The sequence below is a fragment of the Erythrobacter sp. SN6-5 genome, assembly GCF_057364945.1.
In genome coordinates, this window is record NZ_CP200282.1 from 1,797,050 (window position 1) to 1,817,334 (window position 20,285).

General features: G+C 57.0%; 18 protein-coding genes and 1 pseudogene. 10 read left to right on the top strand and 9 right to left on the bottom strand.

Translation table 11 applies throughout. The annotated features are described in order from the left end of the window. Position 1 precedes the first annotated feature (1 nt). Genes AC0V6Z_RS08980 through AC0V6Z_RS09010 form a run of 7 tightly spaced genes read right to left on the bottom strand, consistent with a single transcriptional unit; the run spans position 2 to position 5,843 of the window. Positions 2-580, bottom strand: coding sequence for a hypothetical protein (locus AC0V6Z_RS08980; RefSeq protein WP_472640880.1), 579 nt, complete (start codon positions 578-580; stop codon positions 2-4). After that, a complete protein-coding gene (locus tag AC0V6Z_RS08985) occupies positions 463-1,041 on the bottom strand; it encodes a galactokinase family protein (protein ID WP_472638184.1) in 579 nt (192 codons plus the stop codon). Before AC0V6Z_RS08985 ends, AC0V6Z_RS08980 begins: the two co-directional genes overlap by 118 nt. Then, the gene (locus AC0V6Z_RS08990) at positions 1,034-1,615 is read right to left on the bottom strand and encodes a hypothetical protein (protein WP_472638185.1); all 582 of its coding nucleotides are present in this window, start codon (positions 1,613-1,615) and stop codon (positions 1,034-1,036) included. Before AC0V6Z_RS08990 ends, AC0V6Z_RS08985 begins: the two co-directional genes overlap by 8 nt. Continuing rightward, positions 1,608-2,126, bottom strand: a complete 519-nt coding sequence (locus tag AC0V6Z_RS08995) for a hypothetical protein (RefSeq protein WP_472638186.1) — start codon at positions 2,124-2,126, stop codon at positions 1,608-1,610. Before AC0V6Z_RS08995 ends, AC0V6Z_RS08990 begins: the two co-directional genes overlap by 8 nt. Beyond that, positions 2,123-3,658 carry a glycerol-3-phosphate dehydrogenase gene (gene glpD / locus AC0V6Z_RS09000; RefSeq protein ID WP_472638187.1) on the bottom strand — a complete coding sequence of 512 codons (1,536 nt, stop codon included), beginning with the start codon at positions 3,656-3,658 and terminating at the stop codon, positions 2,123-2,125. The genes AC0V6Z_RS08995 and glpD overlap by 4 nt, the downstream gene beginning before the upstream one ends. Before the next feature lie 3 nt (positions 3,659-3,661). After that, complete coding sequence (locus tag AC0V6Z_RS09005) at positions 3,662-5,212, bottom strand: alpha-galactosidase (protein ID WP_472638188.1); 1,551 nt, start codon at positions 5,210-5,212, stop codon at positions 3,662-3,664. Continuing rightward, entirely contained in the window at positions 5,169-5,843 is a 675-nt protein-coding gene (locus AC0V6Z_RS09010; protein WP_486176467.1) for a glycoside hydrolase family 36 N-terminal domain-containing protein, read from the bottom strand. The genes AC0V6Z_RS09005 and AC0V6Z_RS09010 overlap by 44 nt, the downstream gene beginning before the upstream one ends. A 253-nt stretch (positions 5,844-6,096) precedes the next feature. Between AC0V6Z_RS09010 and AC0V6Z_RS09015 the strand changes: the two genes are divergently transcribed. The 10 genes and pseudogenes from AC0V6Z_RS09015 (at position 6,097) to AC0V6Z_RS09060 (ending at position 19,272) form a co-directional block, all read left to right on the top strand. Beyond that, positions 6,097-6,915, top strand: coding sequence for a helix-turn-helix domain-containing protein (locus AC0V6Z_RS09015; protein ID WP_472638190.1), 819 nt, complete (start codon positions 6,097-6,099; stop codon positions 6,913-6,915). Positions 6,916-7,371: 456 nt separating this feature from the next. Next, entirely contained in the window at positions 7,372-9,828 is a 2,457-nt protein-coding gene (locus AC0V6Z_RS09020; RefSeq protein ID WP_472638191.1) for a TonB-dependent receptor, read from the top strand. Beyond that, positions 9,770-10,309 (top strand): TonB-dependent receptor domain-containing protein, encoded by a 540-nt coding sequence (locus tag AC0V6Z_RS09025; protein ID WP_486176468.1) that lies wholly within the window; start codon positions 9,770-9,772, stop codon positions 10,307-10,309. The genes AC0V6Z_RS09020 and AC0V6Z_RS09025 overlap by 59 nt, the downstream gene beginning before the upstream one ends. Before the next feature lie 204 nt (positions 10,310-10,513). Next, positions 10,514-11,977, top strand: coding sequence for an SLC5 family protein (locus AC0V6Z_RS09030; protein ID WP_472638193.1), 1,464 nt, complete (start codon positions 10,514-10,516; stop codon positions 11,975-11,977). 31 nt (positions 11,978-12,008) lie between these two features. Then, positions 12,009-13,022, top strand: coding sequence for a tRNA pseudouridine(55) synthase TruB (gene truB / locus AC0V6Z_RS09035; protein ID WP_472638194.1), 1,014 nt, complete (start codon positions 12,009-12,011; stop codon positions 13,020-13,022). A gap of 11 nt (positions 13,023-13,033) precedes the next feature. Further along, a complete protein-coding gene (gene rpsO, locus AC0V6Z_RS09040; protein WP_298468140.1) occupies positions 13,034-13,303 on the top strand; it encodes a 30S ribosomal protein S15 in 270 nt (89 codons plus the stop codon). A 390-nt stretch (positions 13,304-13,693) separates the two neighbouring features. Next, positions 13,694-15,986 (top strand): annotated as a pseudogene (pnp, locus tag AC0V6Z_RS09045) (polyribonucleotide nucleotidyltransferase). 171 nt (positions 15,987-16,157) lie between these two features. Continuing rightward, positions 16,158-17,216: a class I SAM-dependent methyltransferase gene (locus AC0V6Z_RS09050; RefSeq protein ID WP_472638195.1), complete on the top strand. Its 1,059-nt coding sequence runs from the start codon at positions 16,158-16,160 to the stop codon at positions 17,214-17,216. A 63-nt stretch (positions 17,217-17,279) separates the two neighbouring features. Next, the gene (locus AC0V6Z_RS09055; RefSeq protein WP_472638196.1) at positions 17,280-17,957 is read left to right on the top strand and encodes a spermidine synthase family protein; all 678 of its coding nucleotides are present in this window, start codon (positions 17,280-17,282) and stop codon (positions 17,955-17,957) included. Between the two features lie 64 nt (positions 17,958-18,021). Next, a complete protein-coding gene (locus AC0V6Z_RS09060; protein ID WP_472638197.1) occupies positions 18,022-19,272 on the top strand; it encodes a WD40 repeat domain-containing protein in 1,251 nt (416 codons plus the stop codon). A gap of 67 nt (positions 19,273-19,339) precedes the next feature. Here the strand turns inward: AC0V6Z_RS09060 and AC0V6Z_RS09065 are convergent, their stop codons facing one another. Both AC0V6Z_RS09065 and AC0V6Z_RS09070 read right to left on the bottom strand, forming a co-directional pair. Then, positions 19,340-19,597 (bottom strand): DUF481 domain-containing protein, encoded by a 258-nt coding sequence (locus AC0V6Z_RS09065; RefSeq protein WP_472638198.1) that lies wholly within the window; start codon positions 19,595-19,597, stop codon positions 19,340-19,342. A 37-nt stretch (positions 19,598-19,634) separates the two neighbouring features. Beyond that, complete coding sequence (locus AC0V6Z_RS09070) at positions 19,635-20,282, bottom strand: DUF481 domain-containing protein (RefSeq protein ID WP_472638199.1); 648 nt, start codon at positions 20,280-20,282, stop codon at positions 19,635-19,637. Positions 20,283-20,285: the final 3 nt, after the last annotated feature.

Consider the following 20,285-nt stretch of genomic DNA (forward strand, 5'->3'; position numbering starts at 1 on the left):
GCTAAGCCCCGACCGCGTCGATAAAGCGGGCCTGCGGATGGCGATCAAGCAATTGCTCTAGCCACGCCTCGCGGGTGTCCTTTGCAACGCAGGCGACGATGCAGCCGCCGAACCCGCCGCCAGTCAATCGCGCACCGGCCGCGCCGAGTTCTTGCGCGGTCGCAACCAGAGCATCGATTTCCGGTAGGGACATTTCAAACAGGTCGCGCATGGAAACATGGCTGTCGTTCATTGCCTGGCCCAGCGCGGCGATGTCGCCTGCCTTCAGCGCGTCAATAGCGGCCCAGACGCGCGCCTGCTCTGTTGCGCAGTGCAGAGTGCGGCGTTTGGCGACCGGGTCTAGTTCTGCCTGCTCGATTTGCTCCACCGGTAAAAGGCACAGATCATTGGTGCCAAAATGGGCCTTGGCGGTGTCGCATTCGACTTTGCGCGCGGCGTAGCGTCCATCGGTCAGCTTACGCGTTAGCCCAGAGTGGATGACCACCATCTCGTGGCTGTCGGGCAGCGTGACCAGGTCATACTCCAAATGCTTAGTGTCCAGCGCCATGGCTGTGCCGGGGGTGGCGAGCGCGACTGCCATCTGGTCCATAATACCGCAGGGCACGCCCATATATTCGTTCTCGACCCGGCGCGCAGCGACGGCCAGTTCGACGTCGCTTTGCGTCCCGGTGCCGCAGCGGCGCGTGCTGCCTTCAGGATCGCCACGATCAATGCTGCACTGGAGGACAGGCCGGAGCCCTCTGGAATAGTCGATTGCACCGACAAAGTCGCGCCGCCGCTCAGTAGCCGCAGATCATTGGCGATCCGGACCGCGCCTACGCATGGGTCAGACCATTCGCCCACCGCATCGTCGGACAGGTTGCGGATTTCCGGCGCGCTATAGTCGCCAGAGCTGGCCGCGACGGTTTGATCCTCGCGCGGCGCCAGAGTCACCTCCAAGCCTATCGAGAGCGCGGCGGGCAGCACCATGCCGCCATTGTAATCGGTATGCTCTCCGATCAAATTTACGCGGCCTGGAGCACGCGCGGTAAAATCAGTCATGGTCTGACACCTTGCGCAGCGCCTCTACCGCGCTTTCGGGCATCACATCGACGGTGAATGTCCCGGTGTGTTGTTCAACCGAGGCGAGGTATTTGACCCGCCCCTTGGCGCGCAGCAGCGGGTAGAATTGCACTGTAAAGTGATAGCCTTCGCCGCCAGATTTGGGGGCAGCGTGGAACGCCATCATGGTCGCCGCAGGCCCATCAAACAACACGTCATAGCGGCGGGTTAACTCGCCCAACCAGTATGCCAAGGCGTCTAGCTCCACGTCGCTGCATTCCCATGGGCCAGCGCGGCGCGCGGTGGGCGCGATCCATGCCTCATAGGGGAAGCGGGCAAAGCGCGGCACGAATGCGGCGATCCCGTCCTTCTCGCCAAGCCCGTAGCCTGGCATGGCGGCCTGTATCTCGGCGGCGAGGTCATAGCCGCCCGCAAAGGCGTCTATTGCGCGCTGCTGAATCTCTGGCACGCGCTCAAATCCGTAAATCTGCCCGTGCGGGTGGTGCAAAGTTACGCCGACTTCATCACCCCGGTTTTCAAACGGCAGCACATATTCACAGCCCGCATCAAACATCGCCTGATAGCGGTCGAGCAGAGCGGCGATCAGGACGCGCTGGCTGTTCTTGACCGATGGTGTGCAGGCTGCCGCTGGCCTCTGGTGAATAGACCACCACTTCGCATGCGCCCTTGGCCGGTTCGGCGGCAATGCCATCCAGCGCACTTACATCAGAGGCGCTGGGGTGGAAGGCTGCGAATTTGTTTTCAAACACCGCGAGTTCAAAATCCTCAAACGGGATTTCTGTTTCCGGCCCGCCTGCGCGGGTTGGCGCCAAGGGATCATCGGAGGCGGCAGGCTTGAACGTGCGGTTCTGCCGGTGTGCGGCATAGACGTTCCATTCGTCCCGCAGAGGATGATGGCGGATCTCGCCACCTTGCGCAATTGGGTCCGCGTTTTCAGATTGCAGCGCCAGATCGTGCGGCGCGTGGCCGTACAATTGTAGCATCCGCCCATCAGCCTTGCGATGCTCGCGGCGATAGACAGTCTTGCCGCCAATAGCGCGGTCTAGCGGCGTGTTCTCGCTCATAGAGCGGCGGCTTTCGCGGCCGCTTGCTCGCCTGCGAACCAATCATGCACGCGTGCGCGCTCTTCTTCGGTCAGGTGCAGGGCTAGCTTGCTACGCCGCCACAGAGCGTCATCGGCGCTGCGAACGAATTCGTGCTCGATCAGATATTCGAGCTCTCGGGCGAACAGATCGCCGCCCAAATGCGTTCCCATATCGTTCAGGCCCTGCGCCCCGCCGACCAGTGCCTCGACCCGTGTGCCGTAAGCGCGGGCAAGCCGCAGCGCGGCGCCGTTGGGCAGCCATGGATAGCGCAGCTCGAGGTCATTGACGAACGCGTCAAAGCGCATCGGATCAATCTCGCCGCCGGGCAGGTGGGCATCAATCGTCCAGCTGGTGTCGCCTTGACCGAGGCGTTTCAGCGCATGTTCGGCCAGCTTGCGATAGGTTGTGATCTTGCCGCCAAAGATCGACAGGATTGGCGCGGCCTTCGCGCCGTTTTCATCGGTGTCTTCCAACTCAAACACATAGTCGCGCGTTACCGTGGAATTGCTGGCGGCTTTGTCATCGTAGAGAGGCCGCACGCCAGCATAGCTGGAGACCGCCTGATCCGGTGAAATATCCGTGCGCAGATATTCATTGGCCGCATCGCAGATATAGGTCGCCTCTTCTGGCGAGATATCGATGCCCGATGGGTCGCCTTCAAACCCTTGGTCGGTGGTGCCAACCAGTGTGAAGTCGCGCTCATAGGGAATCGCAAAGATGATCCGGTCATCCTTGTTTTGAAAGATGTAGCAGTGTGTCCCGTCAAACAGCTTGGGGAAGATCAGGTGGCTGCCTTTGACTAGCCGAAGGTTCTCATGGCTTTCGCGCGGGATCGCCCGCCCCAGCACTTTGTCGACCCATGGGCCAGCGGCGTTAACGACTTGGCGGGCCTGCACATGGGCTTCGCCATCGGGACCGTTCAGCACTGCGTTCCAGTGCTGGCCATTACGGGATAGGCTGGTGCATTCGGTCCGCGTGCGAATGTCCGCGCCGCGTTCCTTCGCATCCATGCAATTGAGCGCAACCAGGCGCGAATCCTCGACCCAGCAGTCTGAATATTCGAACCCCTTGACCAGCCGGTCTTCGAGGAAGCCCCCATGCGGCGCCTCGCGCAGGTTTACCGTGCGGGTCGGGGGCAGCAGTTTGCGGCCGCCCAAATGATCATACATGAACAGGCCAAGCCGCAGCAGCCAGCTAGGCCGCAAGCCCTTGTCATGCGGCAGCACAAATCTCAACGGCCACACGATGTGCGGGGCGATTTTGAGCAGGCGCTCTCGCTCGATCAGGCTTTCGCGCACCAGACGGAATTCCAAATGCTCCAGATAGCGCAGGCCGCCGTGGACAAGCTTGGTCGAAGCGCTGGAGGTGTGACTGGCGAGATCATCCTTCTCTACCAAGCACACTTTAAGGCCGCGCCCGGCCGCATCGCGGGCAATCCCGGCGCCATTGATGCCGCCGCCAATCACCAAGAGATCAAACATCTCTTCGCTGTGCTGTGCATTCTGGCTCATGGGTTAGTCGGTCGCTTCCAAATGATAGATCAGGCAGGTGTCGGGGAATGTCAGTGGCGGCTGGATCCCGTGGCCCATTAACGCGGCGCCTGAGAATGTCGTTCCGCCTTCAAGCAGCTTCGCCGCCTCAATGATAGAGGGCGTGCTGAGCGAAGGGTTCGCCAATGGCCAGACCATTTGCACCCGGTAGTGGCGTGCTGGATCGAGTCCGCCGAACATGATCCGGTCGGGCAGGGTGTTAAGTTCACTTTCGAGCTTGGCGTAGGAAAACAGCCCCTCGCTTTGATCGCGCGCGGTGCAGCCAATCATATTGGTGGTCGCGGTTGATTTAAGGCGCAGGAAACGTCCGCCATGGATCAGACTACGGTGCTTCTTATGCAAAGCGATCCCAGCTTTGAGCGTTTCGAGATCCGCCTCGCTCTCATCGCGCAGGTCCAGCTCCATGCCCATATGGCCGAATATCGCGCTGGCGACGCGGAAATGCATGCTGAATTGGCGGCCAGTGATGTGGCATTTCTTCGGCCCGACATGATTGCCCAGCACCCGCAACGGCAGGAAGTGGCTGCCGCCGCGCATGATGTGTTGACGCGTGCGCGCGTCGTTGTTGTCCGAGGTCCAAATCCGGTCGGAATAGCGCAAGATGCCAAAGTCGGCGCGCCCGCCGCCGGATGAGCAACTCTCTATTTCCAGATCAGGATGGGCAGCGCGCAGGCTCTCCATCAGCTTATAGACCGCCTGCGTTTGTGCATGCATCGCCCCGCGACCGCCGCTGCCCGGATAATTTGTGTCGCGGTTCATGTCCCACTTGATGTAGGCGATGCCATATTCGGTCACCAGATTGGTGATCTTGTCGAACAGATAATCGAATACCTCGCGGCGCGTCAGATCGAGCGTGAATTGCCCGCGGAATGGAACTGCATCAACGCCGTCTGCGCCCAGCACCCAGTCGGGATGCGCGCGGAACAGGTCACTGTCCGGATTGACCATTTCTGGCTCAAACCAAAGGCCGAACTCCATGCCGAGTTCTTTGACCCGGTTGACGATGGCGTGAAGCCCGCCGGGATAGACCGCGTCTGAGACCCACCAATCACCGAGGCCAGCATCCTCGTGGCGGCGTCCACCGAACCAGCCATCGTCGAGCACATAGCGTTCTGCGCCCACAGCGGCGGCGTGTTCAGCGAGCGCGATCAGCGTCGCCTCATCATGGTCAAAATAGACCGCCTCCCAGGTGTTGTAATGCACCGGGCGCGGCTTTGCGAAGCTGCGCTTATGGAGCACTTCATTGCAGAGGTGGTCGTGCAGACGCTGTGATACGTCGTTGAAGCCTTGCTGCGACCACGCCGCTATCAGATCAGGCGTGCGATAGGTTTCATCGCGGCCCAGGCTGATCTCGCCAGGGAAGGACATTTCACCGATTTGAATGAGGGACCGGCCATCGTTGTGACGGTCGACGCGCAAACGGCTGTTCCCGCTCCAGGCGAGGTGAAAGCCCGCAGCCAGGCCGCTGTCCTCAGATGTTGCATGCGTGCTTGGCGAATGCTCCGGGATAGACATCGTGGCTGGTTCGCCCAGCCTTGTTTTCGCGCACGATGCTGCCTTGGAAAGGGGCGATCTCTTCTATCGCAAATTCGCCCGACCAGCGGCCAGTGAAGCTGAAAATACGCTCCAACCTCTGGTCAAGCGGTAGGCATAGCGCCGCCGCCCAATCCAGTCCGAGCTCGCTATCCGCGCGGTTCTCGATCTCGGTGTTGCTCGTGAGTACACCAGTGCCGGGATCGAGTGTGAGCGTGTGGCATACGGCGACCGCGGTGTTGGTATCTTCGCAGCACAGGGTGACTTCATGCTCACCGCGTTGCTCAATCATGACGAGGCGCAAATCAATCGCCCAATCTTGTCCGCCGCGATGTGCGATCAGGCCAGATGGTCCGGAAATCCCGGTGCCCACCTCGTTGATCATAGAGCCGCGTAGCGGAACCGCCGCGGTGCCCGGTGCGTGCTGACGCACCGCGAGCGTGGCCAGTTCAGATGGCTCAACACCCGGCATATCGGGACCGGCATAAAGGATGATTGGGCGCGCGCCTTTGGTCGCCTCAATCGCGACAAACGTGCCGCCACCGCGAAGCGCAATAAATTGGTGCTCGCCCTCTGCCTCATCAACTGGATCGCTCGGCAGGCGCAGGGCCATGATGATGCACGGCAAGTTCGCTGCTCACGGCGTTATCTCCGCCATGTTCAAAATCGAACCCTTGGTTCGGCAATGCGTCTTCTGATGTGGCATTATTTGCCATCCAACCTATCCATCCTCTCTCGCAATACGTTTACGCAACGTAATGCCCCGCCGAACCTTCACGCTAGATACGCACATTTGTGAAGTGGGTTTTTGGACAAGCATGAATTTTTTGGTATCCGGACAGGGAAACGAAGTCTGAGGAAAAGTGATGTGGGAAGAAAAGGTATATAAACAGAACCTGCATCTGTCGCCTATTGGTGGGATAAAGCTGGCCTGTTTCCTCAATAAAGGTGTGGGTGTTTTGACCGCCCGGCGCACCTTGCCTCATTTTACCTTGGTCTATGTGACCCGAGGTGAAGGCTCTTACCGCGATGAGAATGGGCTGAACCTGCCCGTGCGCGCAGGCGATGCCATCCTGATCTTTCCAGGGGTAGAGCATTGGTACGGGCCAAAGCGCGGTGAGACCTGGGACGAATTCTATCTCGTGTTTGAAGGGCCAGTGTTCGACATGTGGCGCGAGGGTGGGTGTTTTGACCGCGATCGCCCGGTCATCCCTCTGCGTCCGATGGATTTTTGGCGTGATCGGATACTATCGATAATCAACCAATCTGATGCGCACACAGAGAACGAGTTGCTGCGCGAGTCCATCCGTTTGCAGGAACTGCTTGCAGACATCACCCAGGCCGGTGAAGAGGATTTGGGCGGCGATATTGCCTGGCTCGAACGGGCCAAGGCAGCGATTGCAGCAACCATGGATGTGCGCCAGGCGGCGCAGCAAGTGGATCAGTCCTATGAGGCGTTTCGCAAGCGGTTTCGCAAGCTTTCCGGGCGCTCTCCTGGGCGCTATCGCACTGGTCTCTTAATGGAGCGCGCTTGCCAAATGCTCAGCGAGCCAGGCGTATTGCTGCGCGATATTTCTGATGAGCTAGGCTTTTGTGACGAATATCACTTTAGCCGCCAATTCAGCAAAACGGTTGGGTGGTCGCCATCTGAATATCGTTCCCGAATTGGCCGTGATCCTATGTGATTTGATGATTTGGGATCGCGATTTGACTAACATGTTAGTTTGCTAAGGGCGTGCCGTAGCCTTGCGTTGCAAATTTATGACACTTGGGAAAGCACGCGCAAATTGACTGTGTGAAACTCCCAAAAAGTTCATGCCAGTCCAATCTGCCTATGGCTTTCGTTGGTCTGCGCGCCATTTTCACGTCTACGTCAGATTAACGCAACAACGCGTTAGCTGCCGCAACCGAAACGCCTCAGGTCGCAGATGCGATCATGTCAATTGGGTGTTCGGTGGGAAGAGGAGGATGCCACTCGCGTGACGAGAAAGGTTTGCACATGTGCCCTTGGGGGCCTGAATGCTCAGCGCATGATCTGCGAACCTCTTGCATTTTCAAACAGTTTTTTGACGAATTGTGTCGTTCGATTGTTCGCATTCCCTATGCGTCCGTCGGCGGGGCAGGGCTAAGGGAGATAAGCCATGAGAATTTCGAAGCGGGCCGTGTTGGCTCAATCAGCTGCATTCGCAGCAATTGCCATTTCGGCACCAGCCTATGCGCAGGATGAAGCTGCGCCAGCGACGGCGGAAGCGGAAGGTGAAGGCAATGCCATCATCGTTACCGGTTTTCGTAAGAGTTTGCAGGACTCGATTGATCTGAAGCGCGACAGCTCTGTTGTGGTTGATGCAATCTCTGCCGAAGACGTTGGCAAGTTCCCCGATCAAAACGTTGCTGAGGCGCTCCAACGCATCACCGGTGTGGCGATTGACCGGTCTGGCGGCGAAGGCCAGTCCATCACTGTTCGCGGCCTTGGCCCAGAATTTAACGCCGTTCTTTTGAATGGTCGGACGTTAGCGACGGATAATCCGGGGCGTCAGTTTTCTTTTGATGTATTGTCTGCGGACATCATTCAAACAGCTGAAGTTTATAAGTCGTCGCAACCGGGAATTCAGTCGGGCGGTATTGGCGCTGTTGTTAACATTGCGACTGCAAAACCATTGGATAGGCCTGGTTTCAACGTTTCGCTGTCTGCTGCCGCGATTTATGAAAATTTGAGTGAGGATCTCGGCGCTGACGTTTCTGGCGTCATATCGTGGTCAAACGATACATTTGGCGTGCTCCTGGGTGGCTCATACCAACGTCGTAACTCGCAGTTTGACCGAAGTCTCACCAATGGGTTTACGCTACGTGATAACCCAGATGGCAATCCGGACGATCCCGACGTGGTCGTTCTTGCTCCTGAAAACTCAACTGGACTGACGGATGCATCTTTCGGCTTCCTTCCAGACGGATCGCGCGTCCAGCAGCAGGTGATTTTTAGCCGTGACGAACAAGATCGTGAACGCATAACTTTAAACGGAGCTGTGCAATTCGCGCCGTCGGATCGTTTTACAGCTACGTTCGATGGTCTCTATTCGCGGCTGGATATCGAGTCATTCGATCAGCAATTCTCAGGCTTTTTCAGTCCTCCATTCATCGATCCGCAGGTTGACGCCAATGGCACAGTGACATCGTTCAGCCGTCCAAGCATCGATTTTGGCGTGCGGAACCCTGACATTGCGGATGCTGTTGGCCTCTCGCAAAACGATAACGTGCTCACCTCCAACAATCGTTTGGCTGAGACATTTGCATTTGGCGGTAACTTCGAATTTGAAGCCACCGATAGTCTGACGTTTGTAGCTGACGTGGCATGGTCACGGGCGACACGTGATGGCACGAACCCATTCGTGGTTCTGGGGGCGCTAGCGCCGACATCACCGTTGATCGAATCCACAAGTACAAGCGGGATTTCGACCATTACTAACATCGAAACCGCTGATTTCGTTAACCGCGACATTCAACGGCTCCACTTTGTGAACGTAAACCGCACACGGATTGAAGACGAAGTCTTCGAGGTGCGTTTTGACGGCGAGTGGGACGTCGATGCCGGGCCGCTTAGTAAGGTTATATTTGGCGGTATCTACACCGACCGTGAGAAAAATCAGGACCTGTTTGACAACTTTACCGCTCCGGGTTTCGGTTCATTGGGTGCTGGAGATATCTTCTGCGCTTTCTGTGGCTACAACGTCGCATTCGATACCGGCATTTTGAGTGATTTCTCGTTTGATGGCTTTCTAAGCGGTGTTGAAGGCGCAGACACGGTGCCTACCAATATTCTCACTTCAACATTCGCACAGGCATTCGCCGTACTCAACGATCCAACGAACCTAAGTGATCCTAATCGCAACGATGATGTTGGCACACCAGACGACACCACGGCAGATTTGCTTGCTTATCTCAATTCACCTGGAATTGATCCGTTGTTTGGAATTTACACACCAACGTTCAATCCAGGCGGCAGCTTTGCGGTTGAAGAGCAAATCTATTCTGCATATTTTGGCACTGAATGGGGCGGTGATTTGGGAGGTGAGCTGCCATGGTCTGCAAGTATTGGCTTCCGTATCGCGTTCACGGATGTTGTTTCGAGTGGTATTGATCGGCCGGTGATCGAATTCCGCGAGACACCGGGAGACACCCAGCTTGATGTGACATTTGCCGACGCCGCGAGCACTTCCGTTCCAAACGATTATGTCAACTTTCTGCCTTCGGTGAGTTTCAAGTTTGAACCGACCGCTGATACTGTTTTGCGCCTTGGTTACGCTCGGACGGTGACGCGTCCAACTTTGACTGCACTTGGCGTTGCGAATACCTTCGGTGGTCGCTCTGATGCTCCGCTCAGCGGCGGTGGTAACCCGTTGCTCGAGGCCTTCGAGGCAGATAATTTCGATGTTTCATTTGAATGGTACTTCGAATCGCTAAGTTACTTTAGCGTTGCTGGATTCCATAAGGAGCTGGGCGGTTTCCTCGAGGAATCAACTCTTCCCGTCCCAGGTGTTGTGATTGTGCTTAGCTGGCAATGCACTCGCTGGTGGAATTGCAGCCGTCGACACACCAATTGATGTGACCTTCCAAGACACCCGTGAGCGCAATGGCCTCTCCGGCAGCATCAGCGGGGCGGAAATTGCTTTCCAAAAGACGTTCGACAACGGCTTTGGCGGTATCATCAACTACACTTATGTGAACTCAAGCCAGGATAATGCTCCAATTGGCGATCTCGGCTTTAACGGGTTCACACCGCACACCGTCAACCTCACTGGTTTTTATGAGAGCGGCCCATTCTCGGCGCGCGTTTCGTACAACTATCGTGATGGCTTCCTGGTGCAAGAAAACGCTGATCAGAGTGAACCACGTCAACGTGAGAGCTTTGGCCAAGTCGACTTCTCAGCCAGCTATGAGATCACTGATCAGTTCCAGGTCTTTATCGAGGGCCTCAACGTCCTCAATGAGGATACACGCGACTTCTCACGTTTCCGTAACCGGATCCTGACCTATGAGCGCACTGGCGCACGTTACACCGCAGGTGTTCGGGCGAAGTTCTAAGCGTGTGAGGGTCGCACTTCATCGTGTCACGCGATGAGCGGGGAGGGCGGGTGTTCCGGATGACGGAATACCCGCCTTCGCTGTATTTGAAGACAGTTTATTCGGGCAAGAGAGCAAACGCAGGCTTGCCGGTGGCGCAGGAACTTGTGACAGTAGGGCATAAGGCGAAGCACCGGTGAAGTGCTCGCAGGGAGAGAGTTTTCGATGAGTACTATCCAAATTGCGGTTTTTGTGACCATCACCGCATTGATCGCCTTTGCTACCTACATGCATTGCCGCGGCAAGCTGGGTGAAGGTCACCAAAGCGAGAAGGACTACTTCCTCGCCAGCGGGGGCCTCAAGTGGTATTTCATCGCTGGCTCGATCACGCTCACTAACCTCTCCACTGATCAACTAATCGGGATGAATGGCAACCAGATGGCACTGCTGGCGTGGTGGGAATTTGCCGCGGTAGCGGGTCTGCTGATCCTGACGTTTGTGTTCCTGCCGGTTTATTACAAAAACAATTGCACCACGACGACCGAGCTGCTGCAGAAGAAGTACAACGACAAGAACATTCGCGCGCTGATCAGCGTACTGTTCCTATTCGGCAATCTGTTCATTTTCCTGCCTGCGATCCTCTATGGCGGTTCGCTGTTCCTGCTCTCCATGGTGGGGTTGGATACGGGGCTGGAGAACCTGTTGATCGTCGCTGTGGTCCTGGCGATTGTGGGTGCGTGCTATGCGATTTTCGGAGGTCTGAGGGCGGTTGCGGTGTCGGACACCTATTCCGGGGTGCTGATCCTGGGCCTCGCCTTGCTGGTCGTGTTCCTCGCGCTGCAAGCCATCGACTTCGACCTGACAGGTATTCCGGCGGACCGCCTGACCCTGATTGGCAGCAATGATAGCCCAATCCCGTGGCACACGCTGCTGACGGGGATGATTTTCATTCAAACCTTCTACTGGTCAACCAATCAGACGATCACTCAGCGCGCCATGGCCGCACCCAATATCAAGGAAGCGCAAAAGGGCGTGCTGACAGCGGCGGGGATTCGATTGCTGATTGTGCCTGCGATTGTCGTGATCCCGGGCATCGTATCCTACAAGCTCTATGGCGATGTGGGCGATGCGGCTTACGGGCGGATTGTTGGCGACGTTCTGCCGTTGTGGCTATCCGGCGCATTCGCCGCGGCTCTGGCGGCGGCGGTGCTCACCACCTTTAACTCCATCCTCAACGCCTCTGCGGCGCTCTATGTCTGCGACATTCACGAGGCCTATGTTGACAGGCCAACCTCGGTGGCGAAGCTGAGCGCGATTGTGTCGATCGCCATGTCGGTGCTGGCGCTGCTCTTGGTGCCGTTTTTCGCCAGCCAGGAAAGCCTGATCAACACGGTGCAGGAGCTTTACGGATTGCTATCCATGCCAATCCTCAGCGCCTTCGTGGTGTGCCTATTGTTCAAGAATGTGAAGGCAGGCGCGGCGATGATCGGTGTGGTCACCGGCGTTGCGTTCTATGGCTTCTGGAGCATGGTGTGGGAGCCTGCGCATTACATCCACGGCATGGCGGTGACATTGCTGCTGTCGATCCTCACAGCGCTGGTGATGAACAAGCTCGCCTACGGCGAAACGCCAGTGTTCTCCTTGGGTGGCGCTGATACCCAGGGAGAGGCATCACCCGAAGCGGCTTGAGGGATTGGGTACAAGTCCCTAGCGGGGCGGGATGAGCAATCGTCCCGTCCCGATCCATCCCGCTCCCCATGGCTGGATAATCCTCGATAAGCCGCGTGGGCTTAGCTCGACGCAGGCTGTCGGCGCGGTGAAGCGCGTGTTGCGCGAAGGCGGCTATGCCAAGACCAAGGTTGGGCATGGCGGTACGCTCGACCCGCTGGCCGAGGGAGTGTTGCCGATTGCGCTAGGCGAGGCGACCAAGCTGGCGGGGCGGATGTTGGATGCCAGCAAGATCTACGATTTTACGATCCTCTTTGGCGAGGAGACGGACACGCTCGATACTGAGGGCGAGGTAATCGAGCGCAGCGATGTCATGCCGACCTTGGACAAGGTCATGGTCGTGTTGCCTGATTTCACCGGGCCGATTGAGCAAGTCCCGCCGGCCTATTCTGCGCTGAAAGTGGACGGCAAGCGCGCCTATGATCTGGCACGGGCTGGCGAGCAGGTGGAGCTGAAGAAGCGGGCGGTTACGATCAACTCTCTCACGCCGTGTCATACTGAACTTGTTTCAGCATCCATCGCCAGCTCAAACTTTGAAGAGAGTTCTGAGGGATGGACCCTGAACCAAGTTCAGGGTGACGAGAGCCTAAAGAAAATCACCCTCTCAGCCCATGTTTCCAAAGGCACCTACATCCGCTCGCTTGCCCGCGATATCGCCCATGCACTTGGGACTTGCGGGCATGTCACATATCTTAGGCGCACAAAGGCGGGGCCATTTACTGAAACACGGGCGATTTCGCTGGACAAGTTGAAGAAACAAGCTAATGGCGCGCAACTATCTGACCTACTCCTGCCGCTCGAGGCGGGGCTGGACGACATCCCGGCCTTAATCCTCGATCAGACTAGCGCGCAGGCGGTCCGCCAGGGCCGGGTCCTGTCTGAACTGCCCCAAAGCGATGGGCTCTATTGCGCGATGCTGGACAATGTTCCGGTAGCGCTCGTTGAGTTGATCGACGGTACGACCAAAATCGTGCGGGGCTTTAACCTTCCCGATGTCGCTGAGTAAGAGAGAATATTATGTCGGTAACTGCCGAAGAAAAAGCCAAGATCATCAAGGACAACGCCCAAGGTAAGGGTGACACCGGAAGTCCAGAGGTACAGGTCGCGATCCTGACCCAGCGTATCCGCAACCTGACCGATCACTTTAAAGGCAACCACAAAGACAACCATTCGCGCCGCGGCCTTCTGATGATGGTCAACAAGCGCCGTAACCTGCTCGCCTATCTCAAGAAGAAAGATGTTGAGCGGTACAACGCCCTGATCCAGAAGCTGGGTCTGCGGAAATAAGAGTTTTGCGGGAAGGCGGCTCCAAAGGGTCGCCTTTCTTGCATCTGGGAAGGAGCCGTACGATGAAGAAGCGTTATATTTTTGCGCTCTTAATCGGAACTAACCTTCTCACATTCGTGGCTACCGTCGCGATTTATGCATCTGATCTTTGTCGCATGGACGGAAATCCGTTCGATTGCGATGATTATATCGAATTCAAAGATGGTAGCTATATACATGTAAATTGAGGGCGTTCGATCGACGCTTTCAGGCAATGGGCAAAGATCGCAATTCGGTGATCCAGCCTTGGGGCCTAGAGTTTCAAGCCCCACACCGGCGCGAGTCCGGTCTAACCTCGCGAAGTAGGCCCCGTGCACGCAATATGGCGGCGCGGGTCATAAAGGAAAATCAATGTTCGACACGAAAACCGTATCGCTGGAGTGGGGCGGGAAAACCCTCACTCTGGAAACCGGCCGTATTGCCCGTCAAGCCGACGGTGCTGTTCTGGCCACCTATGGCGAAACCGTGGTGCTGTGCGCAGTCACCGCCGCCAAATCTGTGAAGGAAGGCCAGGATTTCTTCCCGCTGACCGTTCACTATCAAGAAAAATTCTCAAGCGCTAAGCCGGATTCCAGGCGGCTTCTTTAAGCGCGAAGGCCGCGCGACTGAAAAGGAAACGCTGACCAGCCGTCTGATCGACCGCCCATGTCGTCCGCTGTTCCCAGAAGGTTTCTACAACGAAATCAACGTAATCTGTCAGGTCCTCTCCTATGATGGCGAGACCGAGCCAGATATCCTCGCGATGATCGCAGCTTCTGCCGCTCTGACGATTTCTGGCCTGCCATTCATGGGCCCAATCGGCGCAGCGCGTGTTGGCTTCAACAATGAAGGCGAATACGTTCTCAACCCAACCATCAATGATGCGCTGGGCGAGGAAGGCAATCTCGACCTCGTTGTCGCTGCAACGCAAGACGCGGTGATGATGGTCGAATCCGAAGCGAAAGAACTGACCGAAGAGCAAATGCTCGGCGCGGTGATGTTTGCTCACGAGGAAAGCCGGAAGGTTATCGGCGCGATCATCGACCTGGCTGAACAAGCTGCGAAGGATCCTTGGGAACTCGCTCCGGTTGAAGACAAATCGGCCGCACTTGAGCAGCTGCGCGGCGCCATCGGCGACGACATGGCAGCGGCTTACAAGCTGACCGAGAAGAGCGCCCGTCAGGACGCCGTCAACGCAGCCCGTGCAAAAGCGCGCGAGCATTTTGCCGATCTCGAAGAGAGCGATCCAGCACAATACATGGGCATCCTGAAGCTCGTGAAGAAGCTGGAAAGCGACATCGTTCGCAAGGCGATCCTCAAGGATGGCCAGCGCATCGATGGCCGTAAGACCGACGAAGTTCGCCCGATTGAGGCGATGGTCGGCCTTCTACCACGCACCCATGGTTCGGCCCTGTTCACCCGCGGTGAAACGCAGGCGATCTGCACCACGACGCTCGGCACCAAAGATGCTGAGCAAATGATCGATGGGCTGGAAGGCCTCTCTTACAGCAACTTCATGCTGCACTATAACTTCCCGCCATACTCGGTCGGCGAAGTGGGCCGCTTCGGCTTTACCAGCCGCCGTGAAACCGGCCACGGCAAGCTCGCATTCCGCGCGCTGCACCCGGTTCTGCCAAGTGTTGAGGATTTCCCTTACACGATCCGCGTTCTGTCAGACATCACCGAGTCCAACGGCTCGTCTTCGATGGCGACCGTTTGTGGCGGCTCGCTTTCGATGATGGACGCAGGCGTTCCATTGAAGCGTCCGGTTTCCGGGATTGCGATGGGCCTGATCCTTGAGGGCGAAGACTTCACCGTTCTGTCCGACATTCTGGGTGATGAAGATCACCTGGGCGATATGGACTTTAAGGTCGCCGGTTCTGAGGAAGGCATCACCAGCCTTCAGATGGACATCAAGGTCGCCGGCATCACGCAGGAAATCATGACCCAAGCGCTAGAGCAAGCGAAAGCAGGCCGTGCGCACATCCTGGGCAAGATGACCGAAGCACTCGGCGCGTCACGCGGCGAAGTTTCCAAGCACGCACCGCGCATCGAAACCATGCAGATCGACAAGTCGAAGATCCGCGACATCATCGGTACAGGCGGCAAGGTTATCCGTGAAATCGTTGCGGAAACCGGCGCGAAGGTCGACATTGACGATGAAGGCACGATCAAGATCAGCTCTTCAAACGCTGATGAAATCGAAGCCGCGAAAAAGTGGATCGAAGGCATCGTAGAAGAAGCCGAAGTCGGCAAAATCTACAACGGCAAAGTCGTGAACATCGTCGATTTCGGCGCATTCGTGAACTTCATGGGCGGCAAGGACGGTCTCGTCCACGTTTCCGAAATGAAGAACGAGCGCGTTGAGAAAGTCACCGACGTCGTTTCCGAAGGTCAAGAAGTGAAGGTCAAGGTTCTCGAAATCGACAACCGCGGCAAGGTCCGCCTGTCGATGCGCGTTGTTGACCAGGAGACCGGTGAAGAGCTGGAAGACACCCGCCCACCACGCGAAAACAAGCCGCGCGGTGACCGCGGTGGCCGCGGTGGCGGTGACCGTCGTCCACGCGGCGGCGGCGGTGGTCGAGGCCCACGTGGCGGCGGCGGCGGCGACAAAGGCGGGGACGGCGATGGCCCAGCAGCAATGCCAGACTTCCTGAAAGACTAAGTCTTTCAACTAGCCAGTAAAAGGGCCGCTTGGAGTTGATCCAGGCGGCCTTTTTTGTGCCCATGAGGGAATGCCGCAGATTTCGTGGTACCATTGCGCCATCTGGCGAGTCGTTTCGCCAAGCAAAAAACTGACCGGGTCGCACGTTTTAACCGCATAGGAGAACGTGGGATGAGTGACGTAGATTTGGAAAAGCTGGAAGCGCTGGCTGGTAAGACTATCGGTGATGTGGCCGGGGCGCTTAGCCTCTACATGGCGTATCTCGGCGATCAATCGGGGCTATTCGATGCCTTGGACGGTCAAGGTCGCCTAACTCTTGATCAATTCGCAGAGCGGACGGGGCACAACCCCAAATATCTGCGTGAATGGCTCGGGTCGGTATGCGCCGCTGGCTATGTCACACATCATGCCGAGGATAACAGTTTCTCGCTGACTGAAGAACAAGCGTTGGTGTTCGGCCGGGAAGGACAACCGGCATGCTTGCAAGGCTTTATTCAAGCCGTCGTTTCGCAATATGAAGGGCATGAAAAAGCCACCAAGATTTTTCGTAGCGGAGAAGGCCGCCCATGGGGCGACCACACGCAATGCCTGTTCTGCGGTACGGATCGCTTTTTCCGGCCAGGCTATGCCGCACACCTGATTGAAAACTGGATACCGGCGCTGTCGGGCGTTCAGGATAAACTGAAAAGCGGGGCAAAGGTCGCCGATGTTGGCTGTGGGCACGGATCCTCAACCATTCTGATGGCGCAGGCTTACCCCAACTCGCATTTCGTTGGCATTGATTATCATGCGCCATCGATTGAGGAGGCGCAGCGAAAAGCCGATGAAGCGGGCTTGAGCAATATCGAGTTCGCTGTGGCAACCGCGCAGGACTATCCCGGGAACGGCTTTGACTTCGCCTGCATCTTTGATGCTCTGCACGATATGGGTGATCCCGTTGGCGCGTCAAAGCATGTGCGCGAAAGCCTTAAGGACGATGGCACTTTTATGTTGGTCGAACCGATGGCCGGTGACAGCATGGCGGAAAATATGAACCCGCTGGGGCAAATTTTCTACGCCTTTTCCACCACGGTTTGCACGCCCAATTCGCTATCTCAGGATGTGGCTCTGGGCCTTGGCGCGCAGGCCGGTCAGAAACGGCTGGCTGAGGTTTTGGGCCAAGCTGGCTTCGGAAATGTGAAACGCGCTGCTGAAACACCCACGAACATGGTTTTGGAAGCAACTGTATGAGCGGAGGGCCTGGCTAAGGCGCGCGGGCTGGTGTTGTGCACGCCACAAGACTAAAGCGCCACCATGCTGAAACGTGAACTGATCGACACCGTTGAAATTCCCGATGGGGAAGTGCTTGAGCTGTACAGCCACGGGCGCGATTTCATGATCGTGCTGGGCTATAATGAGCTGATGAGCACGCGCATGCGCTTCTCAGAGGAGCAGTTGGCCGAGCTTACGTTTGACCGGATGGAGAAGGAAAACCCGCGCATTCTGATCGGCGGATATGGGATGGGCTTCACCTACCGTGCGGCGCTTGCGCGGATGGGGGACAAGGGAGAGGCGGTGGTCGCCGAAATCTCCGACAAGATCATCGAATGGGCAAAGGGCCCAATGGCAGAGCTGACCGGCGATGCGCTCAGTGATCCGCGCCTGGACCTCAAGATTTGCGATGTCGCCGCGCTGATCGATGACGCGAATGATGGCACCTGCGAAAAGTTCGATGCGATCTTGCTCGACGTCGACAATGGCCCAGACGGCATGGTGCGCGCCGACAACAACCGCATCTATTCGCGCACCGGCCTGGCCAAAGCGCGCGATGCTCTCACCCCTGACGGCGTGCTGGCGGTATGGTCCGCCGCGCCCGACCATGGCTTTAGACGCCGCCTGCAAGATGCCCGCCTGAACGTAGAAGAACGCCGCGTGCGCTCTCGCCCGAACAACAAAGGCGCGCATCACGTGATCTGGTTTGCCAGGAAGTGAGCTAGCCGCAGACGAACGTGAGCGCATCTTCGCTCTTAATGACAGCAATAGGAACACTCATAAAATGAATTGGAGGTTGGCGACCGGCATTGTGCTTTTGTCACTCATATTGGGCGCCTCCTTTATTTCTGTCTTGAACGCGAATGTGTCCGAAGCATTCGCAAAGCAAGCATCAGAATACAAAGCAGTTTCCGCGCCGAATCCGCTTCCAGGGGACTCGAAAGCGGATAATGAGTTACCCACCGCAATAACTCTCAATAATGATCAAGCTGCAGTTGGAGCGAGCCTCAGTCCAGACGGCTTAAAGGTCGCGACAGCTGGCAGTGATGCAAAGATCCGAATTTGGGATGCATTGTCTGGTGAGCATTTAGCGACCTTGGCAGGCCACGCGACTGGCACGAACGAAGCCTTCGAAACAATCAATACTGTGGAGTTCAGCTCCGACAATTCTAAGATCGTAACCGCAAGTCAGGATGGGACAGCGCGCATTTGGGATGTGAGTACGGGCAGAAGGTTAGCAACACTGTCTGGTCATTCCGATTGGGTTTACTCGGCATCCTTTAGCACAGATGGTTCGCGAGTTGTCACAGCTAGTCTGGATAGTACCGCGCGAGTATGGGCTGTTTCTACAGGCGAACATCTCACCACATTGGTTGGACATGCCTATGGTGTAAGCGCTGCCCATTTTAGCATGGATGGAACCAGCATCTTGACGGTTGGCGGCGATAACACTGCGCGTGTCTGGAGCGCGTCGACTGGTGAACCTCTAAGAACTATGAAGGTTCATGATAAAGGTGTCGGCTATGTAAGTTTCGCACGCTTTAGCCCCACTGCCACTCGATTAGTAACCTCTGGTGGCGATGAATCAGCACGTGTTTGGGACGTGCGGTCTGGCAATCTCTTGACGACACTGTCGGGCCATTCTGGGACTGTCCTAGATCAACACTTTAGTCCGGATGGGAAACTGATCGCGACAGCAGCCACTGATGGAACTGCGCGTATCTGGGATGCGATAACGGGTGAACATCTGTCTACGCTATCGGGACATGATCATTGGATAGTCGATTTAAGCTTCAGCCGAGATGGTCAGAGCATTCTGACGGCAAGCTATGACGAGACAGCGCGTCTATGGGATGTCGACAATGGCGAACATCTGGCAACCCTTTCTGCCAACAAAGGCATCCTTCAAAGTGCGCAGTTTAGCCAGTCCGGCGGCCGGGTGATGACCGCAAGCTTTGATGGGGTGGTCCAGATCTGGGATGTCTCAAAGATTGTCAGTCAATCGCGCTGCGATTCATCAACGGGAGCGAGGTGACAATACGATCGGATTTGCTGCTCATGGCACGCAAACCGACCCTCCGCCCTAGCTCCTAAGCCCCGCCTCAAAAATCGTAAATCAGCGTAATCCGGCTCAGCGTGTCGGTTTGCACCGCGCCCAGCGGCGGGTTCGTGTCATGCTCCACCGCATAAGAAATGCGCGCGGACAGATTGTCGCTGAGCGACGCCTGCAAGCCGGTTGTGCTGGTATAGGTGCTGTTGCCCGATTGGATAAAGGCGCTCGCATCCTGAGTGAGTTTCAGGGACTCCGCGATTTCCCAATCGAAATCGAGCGCGGCGAGCCCGGCGATATCGCGTGACACATCGCCAGTGGTGCTGCGCGTAACGCGGTATGCGGGGCTAGGCCTGTACGGTCAGTTTCGGGTTCTCAGTCAGCACGCGGTAGCCAAGGCCGCCCGAGGCAGAGACGCGCGCTGAAAAGCCCTGAAACCGGTCACGTTCCCATTGACCAAGGCCATAAGCGAACAGGCGGTCGCTGATGTCGACATCGGCCTGATAGGCGGCGAGGAATTGCTCGCGCGTGGTCACGCCATTGCTGCGTTGGAAATCGGCGAGGAATTTAAAATTCTGTTGCCAGCCCAATTCTTGGCGGCCCAGCTCAATCCCGGCGGTTACCCCGGTGTTGGATGAATTACCGGTGGACCGGAACGCGCCAAATTCGCCCTTGCCAGACCAGTTTTGAAAGATGCCAGCATTGCGGATCGCTTCTTCTTCGGCCTCTGCCTCAGCCGCCTGTGCGGCCGCGGTTTTTACGGCGACACGCTTTTTAAAGCTCGCCATTATCGTGTTCAGTTCGTCGGCATTGCCCGGAAATGTCTCATCCGCGAGGTCGATCAAAACCTGCATCGCCTCCACATCATCGCTTTCCTCAGCCTTTTCGATCATCGCGCGCACGGACGCGGGAATTTCTGCTTGCGCGGCGCTGGGCAAAGCCAGTGCGGTACCAGCGAGGAGGAGGGAGGCGGTGAGTTTTGAAAGGGTCATCATTGG